Below are 14,803 nucleotides of genomic sequence, written 5' to 3'. Positions count from 1 at the left end.
GTAAAGGTAATCATTATTTTCTTTTCTGTCAAAGGGCATGAATAGAAATATAGACAGACGCTAAAAAAAGTTTTAATTATTTTGCTTATCCATTGATTTACATTATCTTTGCACAATATTTTCACGGTATATGAGAAGACACTTTGTACATTTCCTCTGGGGAACATTGATAGCTATTTTAGGATTCACAAGCCTTTTCTTCATCGCTGTATGGAATGGTTGGGTAGGCTATATGCCTAATATGGAAGAGCTATCAAACCCTATTGATAAGTTTGCTTCACAGGTTTATTCTTCCGATCAAAAGCTCATCGGCACATGGAATCAAGATAATAATAACCGTATAGCGATCGACTATAACGGGCTTTCTCCACATCTTGTTCATGCACTGGTTGCCACTGAAGACGAACGCTTCTATGAGCATTCAGGAATCGACTTCATTGCTTTAGGACGTGCAATCGTCAAACGCGGCGTGATGAGACAGGCTAGTGCTGGAGGTGGATCAACCATCACTCAACAGTTAGCCAAACAGCTTTTTTCAGAGAAAGCACATAGCACGATGGAACGCTTGCTACAAAAGCCTATTGAGTGGATCATCGCTGTTAAGCTAGAACGACACTTCACTAAGGAGGAGATTCTAGCAATGTATTTCAATTACTTCGACTTCTTGCACAATGCTGTGGGTATAAAGCGAGCAGCCAACGTGTACTTTAATAAGGAACCGCGTAACCTCAATGTCACCGAGGCGGCATTGTTAGTTGGATTGTGCAAGAACCCTTCCATGTTTAATCCTCTTCGTTATCCAGAGCGTTGCCGACAGCGTCGTAACGTCGTACTCATGCAGATGGTGAAGTCTGGTTATGTAACGAAAGATGAATACGAAGAACTTTCTCAACGTCCATTAGGTATTCATTTCACAAAGGCGAAACCGGTTGATGGAGCTGCAGACTACTTCCAGGCATTCCTCAGACAGTATATGATGGCGAATAAACCAGAGCGTGAGAACTATCAGACATGGCAGAATCGTCAATTCGTTCTCGACTCTATCGCATGGGAACAAGACCCTCTCTATGGATGGTGTAACAAGAACCTCAAGCGTAATGGTGAGCCTTATAACGTAAACACGGATGGTTTGCGTATTTACACAACGATTGACACTCGCATGCAAACCTATGCTGAAGAAGCTATCCGTAAACATGTGGGTGGCTACTTGCAAGCGCAGTTTAACGCTGCAAGTAAGTACAAGAAGAATGCCCCTTTCTCATCTAATATCTCTCGAAAGACCATCAAAGAGATCATTAATAGGTCTTGTCGACTTAGCATGCGTTACCGTAAATTGAAAGAGCAAGGTGCTACTCCAGAAGAAATAAAGCGTAGTTTCCGCACACCGCATGAGATGACGATCTTCACTTATCATGGTGATGTAGACACGGTAATGACGCCTATCGACTCTATTAGATACTACAAGTCGTTCCTCCGTTCAGCCTTTATGAGCATGGATCCACACACCGGAGCCGTGAAAGCCTACGTGGGGGGCATTGATTACCAGCACTTCAAATACGATGTTGTAATGGGTGGTCGACGACAGGTTGGTTCGACTATCAAGCCTTTCCTCTACGCCCTTGCAATGCAAAATGGTATGACTCCTTGCTCGCTCGCGCCTAATGTTCAGCGCACTTATGGAGGCTGGACTCCCCGCAACGGATCGCATGCACGTTATGGTCAAGAGGTTCCTTTGAAATGGGGATTACAGCAGTCTAACAACTGGATATCAGCTTATCTCATCAATCTCTTAGGGCCTACTCAATTCGTGAATATCCTCCATGACTTCGGTTTAAACAACCCAGACATTGAGAGAACAGCAAGTCCTGTACTCTGCTTAGGTCCTTGTGAGGTGTCTGTGGGTGAGATGACAAGTGCCTACACAACCTTTGCCAATGGTGGTATTCGTTGTGCACCACTCTTCGTAACAAAGATAGAAGACAGTCATGGAAACGTCATTGCGAAGTTCCAACCACTGATGACTGAAGTTATATCAGAGGTTAGCTCTTATCAAATGATAGATATGTTGCGTGCCGTTGTACAAGGTGGTACAGCCAATCGGTTACGTTTTGCGTATAATATTAACGTTGACATGGGAGGCAAAACAGGTACAACTAATAACAACGCAGATGGTTGGTTTATGGCTGTAACGCCTAACCTCGTAAGCGGTTGTTGGGTTGGTGGCGAGGATAGAGACATCCACTTCGATAATACCAGCATGGGGCAAGGGGCTTCAATGGCGCTTCCTGTATGGGCATACTTCATGCAGAGCGTTTATGCCGATAAGCGTCTTGGATACAGCAAGGACGCTAAATTCCCTATTCCGGCGCACTTCAATCCATGCCAAGCTACTGATACTATCAATGTAAATGGTATACAGGAGGAATACTTCTAAGGGTTGTTGGAATCTTTCCCAGCCTCCCCGATAACCCCATCCAGCCTCCCAGAGGGGGAGGAGTACCTAACGGGAGTCAGCTAAGGTATGGTCGGTTGGTGTGTAATGAGGCAGTGCCTCGTTAGCTGGAACAGTAGGACTAAAAACAAAGAGACGCTTTCTTCAATATGAAGAGGGCGTTTCTTCATATCGAAGAAAGCCTCTCTTGGCAATGAAGAAACGCCCCCGTCGTTTTCAGATGACACTATCTACTCCCCTTTCTATTCGGAGAGATGTTAGGGAATAAGGTGCTAAAGTAGGGATAGACGCCCTCGTCTGGAAACCCTACCCAGCCTCCCCTAAGGGGAGGAGTGCCTAACGGAAGTCAATTTAGATGGTTCTTCTCAATCAAAATAACACCCCAAAGTAGGGACAGACGCCCTCGTCTGGAAACCCCACCCAGCCTCCCCTAAGGGGAGGAGTGCCTAACGGAAGTCAATTTAGATGGTTCTTCCCAATCAAAATAACACCCAAAAGTAGGGACAGACGCCCTCGTCTGTCCGCTAACCAGTTGACCCTTTATTGATTAATTGAGGTAGACGGATTTCCAGCCGAGGGCTCCTGTCCTTACTTTTAGTGTTTTTTCTTATTGTTACTGGATAATGGTTTGTATCTTCTCCACCCTCTTTGCCAATGCTATAGACTTAGGACTAAGTTTCCCTTTAAGGTACTTCTCCATGATAAGACCAGCTATCGGGGCAGCTACATCAGCACCGAAACCAGCATGTTCAACGTACACGGCGATGGCAATCTTCGGATGATTCATTGGTGCAAAACCAATGAATGCAGAGTGATCTTTGCCTGCGTTCTCTGCAGTACCCGTCTTTCCACAAACTGGATAGGTTGTTCCATTTAGTATTGTAGCCGTTCCTTTCGTCACAGCCTGACGCATTCCTTCTATCACAGGACCGTAAGCAGCAGCCGAAACTTTGGTTGGACGCGGTGTAAGGAAGCGTGAAGGGAGGGGAGCATAATCGGTGTTTTTGTGAATATGAGGGGTGAAGAAGAACCCACGATTGGCTATTGTGGCTGCGAGGTTACACAGTTGAAGAGGCGTAACAGTGATGTCTCCTTGCCCCATACCAGCCCACATAATGGTCTTGGGAGTCCAACCTGTCTTGTAACGACGCGTTAGGTAGTTCACATTCGCTACCAGTCCGCCTCGTTCGCCAGGCATATCTATACCCAAAGGACCGCCTAATCCCATACTAACCAAGTAATCGCGCCACACCGTGACAGCCTCTTCTTTAGAGCCATACTTATGTGTATTGCCTATCATGGAGAGGTAGGACTTGAGGAACCAAGTGTTACATGAGACAGCCAAAGCACCTGTCAAGGGTTCTGGAGAGTAATGGTGATGACACTTCACCCTTATGTTTCCGTCACGAAAACCATCGTGACATGCTATCTTCGTATCGGCTTTTACCAATCCTTCCGACAAGTAAATCAAGGCTTGCGCAGGCTTGATGGTTGAGCCAGGAGCGTATGCCGTGGCGATTGCTAAGGCATCATTCGGTCCATCGGGCGAGTTCGTTACCATGCAAAGAACCTCTCCCGTGGCTGGATCAAGTGCCACGATACTCCCTTTCTTACCCTTCATCAGATTCGTTCCAAGCTCTTGCAGCAATGGACGGAATGTGAGGGGAGCTTGCTCATGGAACTCTTGTGCGTGCAAGCTACCGATACTTAGGAATGGTAATGATAACATTGCTATCTTGAAAGAAGCAATTATCTTGCTACTAAATGACTTATACATCTATTATTAAATTTTATCTTAAACAATTATTTCTATGCCTATCTATCATATAGGAAAGCAAAATTACAAATAAAAATGACGCCCATTAGCAACTTTCGGATAGTTTATAATTTATTTAGAAAGGGCTCAATAAATGTCAATCAAACTAAAGACGAATGTCCCTAAGGGACGTTCCTGACATGAAACGATCTAAGTCCACGAAGCCTCGAATGCCGTTTACTCTACCTCGTTCGCTAAACTGCCAGATGTTATGTCGGCCTACTCCCTTAATCGAAGGACGCTCCGCACTATACTTACCAAGGAACAGGAAGTTCTGATTAAAGCGTGGTGCAAGGTGCGAGTTATAGAAGTTTGCCTGCGAGTAAATCAATGGTCTCTTACCAAAATACTTCTTTATTAACCCTGCAAAGACGGCTACGCTGTCCTGAACCTGCTTGCGTGTCCACCCCCGAACACCCTCTCGTTCAACGTCAATCATCGGTATGAGGTCTTGAGAATAGCGTTTAATCGTTCGATAGAAATGGCGGAATTGCGCACGAATGGGCGTCTTTGAGGATAGATAATGATAGGAGCCGCACCGCAAACCATGCTTACGAGCCTCGCAAATATTGCGTTTGTAATATTCATCTGTTATAGTAGTTCCTTGCGTCGCCTTGATATATACGAATTGAATCTGGCGGTTTTTTGTCACTTCCGACCAGTTGATTTTACCCTGATGGTGCGATACGTCGATACCATCAAAGCGTCGTTTCTCTTGCTTAGAAGACTTACCAAGAGCCGATTGAACACTTGTCAGGAGGAAAAAAGACAACAAGAAGATGATACTGAAAGGTCTAATAAAAGATGAGTTCACCATTGATTCTAATCTAAAAAAGGATAATCTACGCCTTAAAAGTACATTCGTTTTATCCAAAACAACAACTAATATTAACTGCAAAATTACCATATTTTTCCCAAACAAACACATAAAAATCCGAGAATAATAACTATCTTTGCAACGTAAATACATATTGTTACATCTGTCAAATGAGTAGTCAGGACATCACTCAACAGCTCATTCTCACCATCAATGAGCTCTCGAAGCCTCAAGCCTTGCAAGGTCTCTTCCACGAACATCGTGATGGTGACCCCTTGCCATCGGCTTCTGAACTGGAAGAAATTATCGGTCTGTCTCGGTCCATACTCTTTCCTGGATTCTTCGGGAGGTCTTCGGTGAACACAGATACTATAAAGTATCAAATCGGAGTGAACGTTGAAAAGCTGCATAAACTACTAAGTCGTCAGGTGATGGCAGGGCTTTGCTTTAATGAAGATTGCCATTGCCCCAATGCCGCCGATAAGCGAGTATGTATGAAAGAGGAGGCTGACAAGATCGCAGGACGCGTCATTGAGAAGTTTCCAACACTACGTAAGACACTCTCAACAGACATTCAGGCGGCTTTCGATGGAGACCCTGCTGCAAGCAACCAAGGCGAGGTGATTTCGTGTTACCCAGCCGTTAAGGCTATCATCAACTATCGATTAGCACATGAATTAGTGCTGGAGAACGTTCCACTCATCCCTCGTATGATTACGGAAATGGCGCATTCTGAGACGGGAATAGACATCCATCCTGCTGCAAGCATTGGTTCTTACTTTACGATAGACCATGGAACTGGTGTCGTGATAGGGGCTACTTGTATCATAGGAAACCATGTTAAATTGTATCAAGGAGTGACACTTGGAGCCAAAAGTTTCCCTCTTGATAAGGATGGAAAGCCTATCAAGGGTATTCCCAGACATCCAATACTCGGAGACAATGTGGTTGTCTATGCCAATGCAACCGTCCTTGGGCGCATCACGATAGGTCGAGATTGCGTTATAGGAGCCAATGTTTGGGTGACGAGAGACATGCGCCCGAAGTCGAAGAAGTATAAACAAACAAAAGTAGACATCCTTAACACCGACTTTGATAATGGTGGAGGAATATAAGAGAGAACCCTTATCAGCACTTTAATTGTATATAATTTATATCACACATAATGCAAGAATTTGAACTTATCGCTAAGACCTTCATGGGCTTGGAACAAGTATTAGCAAAGGAGTTAACCGATCTCGGGGCTAACAATGTACAAATTGGTCGACGCATGGTAGCGTTTACGGGCAATAAAGAAACTATGTATCGTGCCAACTTCCAGTTGCACACTGCGATCCGAATACTTAAGCCCATCGCACACTTCAAAGCACGTAGTGCGGAGGACATGTACGATGAAGTGCGTAAGATCGAATGGAGTCAATACATCCAAGAAGGCAAGACTTTCTCTGTCGATTCAGTAGTTTATTCGGAAGAGTTCACCAATTCTCGCTTCGTTACTTATAAGGTGAAAGATGCCATCGTAGACCAGTTTAGAGAGCGAACGGGTACACGTCCAAACATCTCGGTAAGCAATCCGGACATTCGTTTGAACATACATATAGCAGAAGACAATGCCACACTTTCACTTGATTCGAGTGGTGAGTCTCTACACCGCCGAGGCTATCGGCAAGAGAGCGTTGAGGCACCTTTAAATGAGGTGTTAGCGGCTGGTATGATTCTAATGACTGGTTGGAAGGGTGAGACCGACTTTATAGATCCGATGTGTGGATCAGGCACTTTGCCTATCGAGGCAGCGTTAATTGCGCGCAACATATCGCCGGGTGTGTTCCGAAAAGAGTTCGCTTTTGAGAAGTGGGCAGACTTTGATCAGGAGCTATTCGATATGATTTATAATGATGACTCACAAGAGCGTGAGTTCAAACATCACATCTTTGGATATGATACAGACATGAAGGCGGTCAATACGGCACGCATGAATGTAGCTGCAGCAGGCTTCTCTCGTGATATAACTATCGAACAGCAAGACTTCAAGGACTTCTCTCAACCAAAGGAGAAGAGCATTATTGTGATGAATCCCCCGTATGGCGAACGCATATCAACACCTAATCTTTTAGGCACATATAAGATGATTGGCGAGCGACTCAAGCACCAGTTTATGGGTAATGAGGCGTGGATATTGTCTTATAGAGAGGAGTGCTTCCGTCAAATAGGGCTCAAACCAAGTATTAAGATACCTGTATATAATGGTTCGTTAGAGTGTGAGTTCCGTCGTTATCAGCTCTTTGATGGTAAGATGAGCACCTTCCGTCATGATGGAGGAATCATCAAAACCGAAGAAGAAAAGCGTGAGATGGCACAGAAACACCGCTTTAAAAAGGAGCGAGAGTTTAAGAAGAGACTTGAAGAGAACGATGAGAACGCTGAGGCGGACATACGTTCTTTCACATTCCACAGCCTTGACAAGGGTAGATTTGGTGGTGGCAAGTTCCGCGATGAACGCCCAACTCGTCGTCCAAAGTTCGATGGTGAGGATCGCAGCCGCAGCCGTTCTTTCAAGCAGAAAGACGATCGGAAGTTTGGTGGGAAACGCTTTGATAAATCTAACAAGCGCGGTGGTTACCGTGGCAAAAACACGTATAAACATGAAGATTAAATCATTACTTAGTCTCGTGGGGCTCGTTGCTCTCACGGGACTTTTACGTCCTACTCCAAGTATGGCACAGCGTCAGTTCACCTTAGAAGACCTTAACTTCGGTGGTACCAATTATCGTAACATGCGCCCAGAAGCACGTTATCTAACGTGGTGGGGAGGCAAGTTAGTAAGACAAGACCTTAACTCTTGCTCTCTTGTTAATAGTAAGACTGGTAAGGAGACAAGCCTTTTCAGCCTCGATGACATCAATCGTTGGGCAGGCTTGGAGAAGTCGAATGAGATTGTACGGCACCTCTATTCAGCTGAATTTCCATACCCTGATCGCCCCGTGGTGATGGTTAAGAATGGCACAGAGGATATATATGTAAACTTCAAGACTCATAAACTTGAGAAGCGGATCACACGCCCTTCTAACACACAGGCAAGCGATCGGAACGAACAAGATATGACCGCTTTCGTGCGCAATCATCAGTTGTTTGTCACCGAGAAGAGCGGTAAGGAGCATCAGTTAACGACTGATGGTTCAAGCGATATAGTATATGGTCAGAGTGTTCACAGAGATGAGTTTGGAATCAACGGAGGACTTTTCTGGAGTCCAAAAGGTAATCGTCTTGCCTTCTATCGCATGGATCAGAGCATGGTTAGTGCATATCCTCTTGTTGACATTCCAGAGCTTGATTGGACACCAGAAAAGGGTGAATCTCGTGCTGCAAAGGCTGCTCCTATTAGATATCCTATGGCTGGTGAGACCTCACATAAGGTGACTGTCGGTGTCTATGACGCCTCTACTGGCAAGGTTTTGTACCTTCAAGCAGGTGATCCAACCGATCGTTACTTTACGAATATAGCATGGAGTCCTGACGAGAAAACCATCTATATGTTTGAAGTCAATCGTGATCAGAATGATTGCCGACTTGTTTCTTATGACGCAACAACGGGTAAGAAGCTCAAAGAACTGTATCGAGAGACAGATGCGAAGTACGTAGAACCAACGCACCCAATCGTCTTCTTACCTTGGAACGACAATGAATTCATTCTTCAAAGTCAAAAGGATGGATACAACCACATATATCTATTTAATAAGGAGGGACAGCAGATTAAGCAGCTCACAAGCGGTAAGTGGGTTGTAATAGACGTACTCGGCTTTAACACGAAACAAAAGAGTATCGTCTATGTATCCAACGAGTGCAACCCAATTCAGCGTAATACGTGGCTTGTGAACGTATCTACTGGCAAACGAACACTGCTTGACAATGGTCGTGGTTACCACTTCGCAACATTAAGCAAAGATGGTGGTATGTTGCTGGATAACTATAGTGAGCCTACAGTTCCACGTAAGTATGACATCATCGCAGTAGGTGCTAACCCACAGCGAACCAATTATTTCACCGCACCTAACCCTTGGAAGGGATACAATGTACCGGAATACTCCAATGGAACTATCAAAGCGGCGGATGGCAAGACAGACCTCTATTGGCGCATGGTAAAGCCTGTTAACTTTGATCCTAATAAGCAGTATCCAACCGTGATATACGTCTATGGAGGTCCACATGCACACAACGTGGATGCTTCATGGAACTGGGGTTCACGTGGATGGGAGACTTACATGGCTCAAAAAGGCTATCTCCTCTTTATATTGGACAATCGTGGTAGTGAGCACCGAGGCAAAGACTTCGAGCAAGCAACATTCCGTCACCTTGGTCAAGAAGAGATGAAAGACCAAATGGAGGGCGTTAAGTATCTTCAATTATTGCCTTATGTCGATAAGAACCGCATAGGAGTTCATGGTTGGTCATTCGGTGGTTTCATGACGATTTCACTACTTACTAACTATCCAGAGGTGTTTAAAGTGGGTGTTGCCGGTGGTCCTGTCATTGATTGGAAATGGTATGAAGTGATGTACGGAGAGCGTTATATGGACACACCACAGGCTAATCCAGAGGGTTACGCACAAACTTCTCTCCTGCAGAAGGCTAAGGATCTCAAGGGCAAACTACAGATCATTATCGGTCTAAACGACCCTGTCGTTGTCCCTCAACACGCATATTCTTTCTTGAAAGCATGTATCGCTGCGGGTACTCAACCAGACTTCTTTGTCTATCCAGGAGAGCCTCACAACATGCGAGGACACCAGAGTGTACACTTACACGAACGTATTACACAATACTTTGAGGATAACCTCAAGCAAAAGTAAAAGGCTTTATGAGAATATTACTATTAGGCAGTGGAGGGCGCGAACACGCCTTAGCTTGGAAGATTGCGCATAGTAAGCAATGTCGCAAACTCTTCATTGCTCCAGGCAACGCAGGCACTGGTGCGGTTGGAGAAAACGTCTCCATCGGTGTGAACGACTTTGAACGTCTCAAGGAGTTCGCCGTTAACCAGAAGGTTGATATGGTCGTTGTGGGACCTGAAGACCCGTTGGTTAATGGGATCTATGACGCTTTCAAAGATGATAAACGTACTGCTCATATCCCTGTCATAGGCCCTTCTAAAGCTGGTGCAGTGCTTGAAGGCTCTAAAGACTTTGCAAAGGCTTTTATGAAGCGGCACAACATTCCAACCGCAGCTTATGCCACTTTCGATGGTACAAGCATTGAGGAAGGATTGCAATTCCTCGATACGCTCAAGCCACCTTACGTACTGAAAGCTGACGGACTGGCAGCTGGTAAAGGCGTACTGATCGTTCCTACACTTGCAGAAGCAAAGGAGGAACTGCGCAAAATGCTTGATGGTATGTTCGGAAATGCCTCTGCTAAGGTTGTTATTGAGGAGTTCCTCTCTGGTATCGAATGCTCTGTATTTGTCTTAACAGATGGTTCTCACTATCAAATACTACCTGAAGCGAAGGATTACAAACGTATTGGTGAACATGACACAGGGCTTAATACGGGTGGTATGGGTAGTGTTTCGCCTGTTCCTTTCGTAACGAAAGAGTGGATGGAAAAGGTTGAGAAGCGTATTATTCGCCCCACTGTTGAAGGCTTGAAGGCTGAAAATATAGATTACAAGGGCTTTATCTTCTTCGGACTTATCAATGTTGATGGTGATCCAAAGGTAATTGAATACAACTGCCGAATGGGTGATCCAGAGTCTGAAAGCGTCATGCTACGATTGAAGACAGATATTGTCGATCTCTTCAAAGGCGTTGCCGAAGGGAATCTTGACCAATACAAGGTGGAGTTCGACAGCCGTTCAGCTGTTTGCGTAATGCTTGTTAGCGGTGGATACCCCGAAGAGTACGTGAAGGGTTATCCGATTACTGGACTCGACAAAGTGGTCGATTCCGTTGTATTCCATAGTGGTACAGCCCTCAAAGACGGGCAGATTGTAACGAACGGAGGGCGCGTCATTGCCGTATCATCGTATGGCAAAAACAAGGAAGAGGCGTTACAAAAGAGCTTCGAAGAGGCTAATAAGATTGAATTCAAGGACAAATACTTTAGAAGAGATATAGGACAAGACTTGTAACCTATGCAGAAGAAGCGTATTCAAAACCGAATAGCAGAGAGCCGCTGGACCCAAGCATGGGTGGTTTCAGCGGCTATGCTTGTATGGATAGTGGCTGGTTTACACAACCTAACAGTGGTTGCGCCAGGTGTTTGTTTGCTATTAGCTACCTATTTAATGATGGAACTTAACAATGCAAATGCACTCATTCGCATCTACAGCCGACTGGTGTCTTGCTCGTTCATCGTGCTTGCGACGATGGCTGTCTTTATGTTTCCATCTATCCGTTCATCGATTGTCATGTTAGGAATGGTGGGCTTTTACATCCTTTCCTTCCGCTGTTATCAAGACACAAATGCGCCTGGATGGACTTTTTATGCGTACTTCTGTATCGGTATGGCAAGCGTGGTATGGGTACAGATGCTCTACTTCTTGCCCATACTTTGGGTTATCTCACGCACTAACCTACTCTCTTTAAGCGGAAAAAGTTTCGTTGCTTCTCTGCTTGGTATCACTCTCCCCTATTGGTTCTATGCGCCTTATCTTGCAGCAAAGGGCGAGATCTCTTTGCTAGCTAAGCATTTCTTACAATTAGGTGTATTTGAGAAACCACTCGATTTCACGTCCTTAACCACAAGTAACATAGCCGTCTTGACTTATGTCCTATTATGTGCTATTATCGGAATCATACACTTTACGAATCAAAAACGCAATGACAGCATCCGCATACGATTGTTCTTTCAAGTCTTTATCACCATTGATATTGCCACAATCGTATTCCTCTTCTTACAGCCGCAACACTTCGAAGCATTGCTAAGTGTGCTCATTGTGACCACTTCCCCACTCATTGCTCACTTCTTTGCACTAACCCACACACGTATAACTAACTGGGTGTTTATCCTCTTGTCGGCTGCTGCACTCTTCATAACGATCCTCAACTTATGGATGCTATCACCCACTTTCTAATCGACTACGGCTATTGGGGCATGTTTATCTCAGCCTTCCTCGCTGGTAGCGTATTACCTTTTAGTAGCGAAGCTGTTATGCTTGGACTTCTTGCAGCAGGCGTTGATCCTGTGCCACTACTCATCTATGGCAGCATAGGAAACGTCATGGGCGGTATGGTCAACTATGGGTTAGGACGATTAGGAAAGCTCGAATGGCTTAAAAAATACTTCCATCTCAAACAGAGCTCCATAGATCGTGCCTATAAATTCATGGGCGGTCATGGTGCATGGATGGGCTTTTTTGCATTCCTCCCCATCCTCGGTAGTGCCATAACAGTGGTTCTCGGACTTACCCGTGCGAACCTTCCTTTATCAGTATTCAGTATTACCTTGGGGAAGGTAATGCGTTATTCCTTACTCATCTGGGGTGCTAATTTGTTTATGTAAAGCCTCTCTCAAGGAGAGGGACACCTACTAGAAAGTAGCAAGAATATATTTTTTTATATTAGAGAAGAAGCCTCACTCCCAGCCCCCCTTCGAATAGAATAACCCCACCCAGCCTCCCCCAAGGGGAGGAGTGCCTAACGGGAGCCAGTTAGGTAAAGCCTCTCCCCCGTCCCCTCTCCGAATGGAGAGGGGTGTAGATACTACTATTAACAAACAAAGAGGGCGTTTCTTTGATGTGAAGAGATGCCCTCTTCATTGCAAGGAAACGCCCTCTTCAATGCGAAGAGGGCGTTCCTTTACTTAAAGAACATGCCAACTTGTAGGGACAGACGCCCTCGTCTGTCCGCCAAAACACAGCAAATAAAAGCCTCCCCAAGCCCCTCAAAAGGAGGGGATGTTACCTAACGGGATGTCATGAAAGGGTAAATGAGCGGACAGACGAGGGCATCTGTCCCTACTTTGTGGCATCATTTTGATTAAAATAATATGTCATTAAAACAACATGTCATTATGTCCTTCTGTCTTAAAACTATGTTGCAAAGTGGGCAGGCAAGGGCATTTCCCCTGCTTGTTACTACAGCTTCTGACAAAACTAATCATAACTTTACATTATGAATTGTGTGTTTTGAATAGATAAATGTGTATCTTTGCATGGATGAAGTATGCAATCATAGCCGCTGGAGACGGCTCCCGACTGGCACAAGAAGGTGTTACTGATGCCAAGCCATTGGTTAAGGTGAATGGAGAACGGCTTATCGACCGGTTGATAAGAGTGTTTGTTGCGAATGATGCAACCGATATTCTCGTTATCTGCAATGAGCACATGATGGATGTTGCAAGGCATCTCGTTGAGGTGGAGGAACAGGGTTTGAATGGGCATCATGTCCCTCTGCAATTCCTGATCAAGACGACTCTTAGTTCCATGCACAGCCTCTATGAGCTGCGAAAATACCTACTTGACGAACCCTTCATACTGACAACTGTTGATACAATCTTCGATGAGCAAGCGTTCAGTTCGTATGTCTCTACTTTCCGAGAAAGGCTACATCAGGGGGTGGATGCACTGATGGGTGTGACCGATTATATCGATGATGAGAAACCGCTCTACGTGTCGACTGATTCGCAACTACACGTTACGGGCTATTATGACCATGCACAACCTGATACGCAATATATCTCTGCGGGCATCTATGGACTTACCCCTCTGACCCTCTCCGTACTGAATGATTGCATTGCAAAAGGGCAACATCGCATGCGTAACTTTCAGCGTGCTTTGGTGGCAAATGGGCTTCACGTTGAGGCTTATCCATTGTCGAAAGTCTTTGACATAGACCATGCCTCTGACATAACAAAGGCTGAAGAATATTTGAATAAAAGGCTCTAACCATGTTACTCATACAACGGGCAAGGCGTTATTCGCCCCATTCTGAAGAGAAAGATAGGGTTATCTTGGAGGCAGTGGGTAGGCTGTTAGGCAAGGTAGACATCGTGGGTGAAGAAGCGTTGGAAACCTTTTTACAATCGCATGAGAGGGTAGGGGAGAATCTATCAAAAGCCGGAGTGCCCACCGAGCGATGTCTCATTCTCTCTATGGGGCGTGCTCCGCAGACCTTAGATTATCTATCCACATTGGAGGAAAAAGGTGTCTGTGTGCTCAATCCCACAGCTGGTGTGCGAGCCTGCCAACGTAGTAATATAGAACGAGTGATGCGTGAGAATCATCTTCCATTGCCACCATCAGAAGGCGAAAAAGGATATTGGCTGAAGCGTGGTGATCAAAGTGCAGAGACCCAAGAGGACGTTTGCTATTGTGCGAATCGGGTTGAATTGGAGCTTGCTAAAGAGCGTTTCCAACAGCGAGGAATCGTCGATTTCATTGTACAAGCGCATGTGGAAGGCGATTTAATCAAGTTTTATGGCGTTGAAGGAACGAATTTCTTTCGTTGTTTCTATCCTTGTGACGATGGCGAAACGAAGTTTGGTGCAGAGCAGCGGAACGGCATTTCTCATCATTTCAACTACTCCAAAGGGCAGTTGCAACACGATGCAGAACGGTTGTCGAGGCTTTTGCAAACCCCTATCTATGGTGGCGATGCTATTATCCGAGCCGATGGAACCTATGTAATCATCGACTTCAATGATTGGCCGAGTTACTCCCGTTGTCGTCAAGAGGCAGCTCAAGCAATTGTTGAAAGAGTACGTCAGCTGTGAAAGTCATCCC

The 14,803-nt window shown here is 45.2% G+C and carries 11 protein-coding genes; 9 read left to right on the top strand and 2 right to left on the bottom strand.

Features of this window, described 5'->3' with window-relative positions:
* The first annotated feature begins 130 nt into the window (after positions 1 to 130).
* Positions 131 to 2,434: a transglycosylase domain-containing protein gene (locus J5A55_RS11900; RefSeq protein WP_039850875.1), complete on the top strand. Its 2,304-nt coding sequence runs from the start codon at positions 131 to 133 to the stop codon at positions 2,432 to 2,434.
* Between the two features lie 631 nt (positions 2,435 to 3,065).
* Here J5A55_RS11900 and J5A55_RS11895 read toward each other — a convergent pair.
* Together J5A55_RS11895 and J5A55_RS11890 are read right to left on the bottom strand one after the other, a co-directional pair.
* Positions 3,066 to 4,229 (bottom strand): penicillin-binding transpeptidase domain-containing protein, encoded by a 1,164-nt coding sequence (locus J5A55_RS11895; protein WP_004382059.1) that lies wholly within the window; start codon positions 4,227 to 4,229, stop codon positions 3,066 to 3,068.
* Positions 4,230 to 4,374: 145 nt separating this feature from the next.
* Positions 4,375 to 5,085 (bottom strand): glycoside hydrolase family 25 protein, encoded by a 711-nt coding sequence (locus J5A55_RS11890; protein ID WP_039850876.1) that lies wholly within the window; start codon positions 5,083 to 5,085, stop codon positions 4,375 to 4,377.
* A 170-nt stretch (positions 5,086 to 5,255) separates the two neighbouring features.
* Here J5A55_RS11890 and J5A55_RS11885 point away from each other — a divergent pair, with 170 nt between their 5' ends.
* From J5A55_RS11885 to J5A55_RS11850, 8 genes are all read left to right on the top strand, one after another.
* Positions 5,256 to 6,200, top strand: a complete 945-nt coding sequence (locus J5A55_RS11885; RefSeq protein ID WP_004382061.1) for a serine O-acetyltransferase — start codon at positions 5,256 to 5,258, stop codon at positions 6,198 to 6,200.
* Positions 6,201 to 6,250: 50 nt separating this feature from the next.
* On the top strand, positions 6,251 to 7,738 hold the full coding sequence (locus tag J5A55_RS11880; protein ID WP_004382062.1) for a THUMP domain-containing class I SAM-dependent RNA methyltransferase: 1,488 nt from the start codon (positions 6,251 to 6,253) through the stop codon (positions 7,736 to 7,738).
* Positions 7,728 to 9,932, top strand: a complete 2,205-nt coding sequence (locus tag J5A55_RS11875; RefSeq protein ID WP_004382063.1) for a S9 family peptidase — start codon at positions 7,728 to 7,730, stop codon at positions 9,930 to 9,932. Before J5A55_RS11880 ends, J5A55_RS11875 begins: the two co-directional genes overlap by 11 nt.
* A gap of 8 nt (positions 9,933 to 9,940) precedes the next feature.
* On the top strand, positions 9,941 to 11,209 hold the full coding sequence (gene purD / locus J5A55_RS11870; RefSeq protein ID WP_004382064.1) for a phosphoribosylamine--glycine ligase: 1,269 nt from the start codon (positions 9,941 to 9,943) through the stop codon (positions 11,207 to 11,209).
* 3 nt (positions 11,210 to 11,212) lie between these two features.
* Positions 11,213 to 12,154 carry a hypothetical protein gene (locus J5A55_RS11865; protein ID WP_004382065.1) on the top strand — a complete coding sequence of 314 codons (942 nt, stop codon included), beginning with the start codon at positions 11,213 to 11,215 and terminating at the stop codon, positions 12,152 to 12,154.
* The gene (locus tag J5A55_RS11860; RefSeq protein WP_004382066.1) at positions 12,130 to 12,582 is read left to right on the top strand and encodes a YqaA family protein; all 453 of its coding nucleotides are present in this window, start codon (positions 12,130 to 12,132) and stop codon (positions 12,580 to 12,582) included. The genes J5A55_RS11865 and J5A55_RS11860 overlap by 25 nt, the downstream gene beginning before the upstream one ends.
* A 637-nt stretch (positions 12,583 to 13,219) precedes the next feature.
* Entirely contained in the window at positions 13,220 to 13,966 is a 747-nt protein-coding gene (locus tag J5A55_RS11855) for a nucleotidyltransferase family protein (protein WP_004382069.1), read from the top strand.
* Between the two features lie 2 nt (positions 13,967 to 13,968).
* Complete coding sequence (locus J5A55_RS11850; protein ID WP_004382070.1) at positions 13,969 to 14,793, top strand: ATP-grasp domain-containing protein; 825 nt, start codon at positions 13,969 to 13,971, stop codon at positions 14,791 to 14,793.
* Positions 14,794 to 14,803: the final 10 nt, after the last annotated feature.

It is taken from the genome of Prevotella veroralis (assembly GCF_018127765.1).
Classification (GTDB): domain Bacteria; phylum Bacteroidota; class Bacteroidia; order Bacteroidales; family Bacteroidaceae; genus Prevotella; species Prevotella veroralis.
This window is presented reverse-complemented; position numbering and strand designations above follow the sequence as displayed.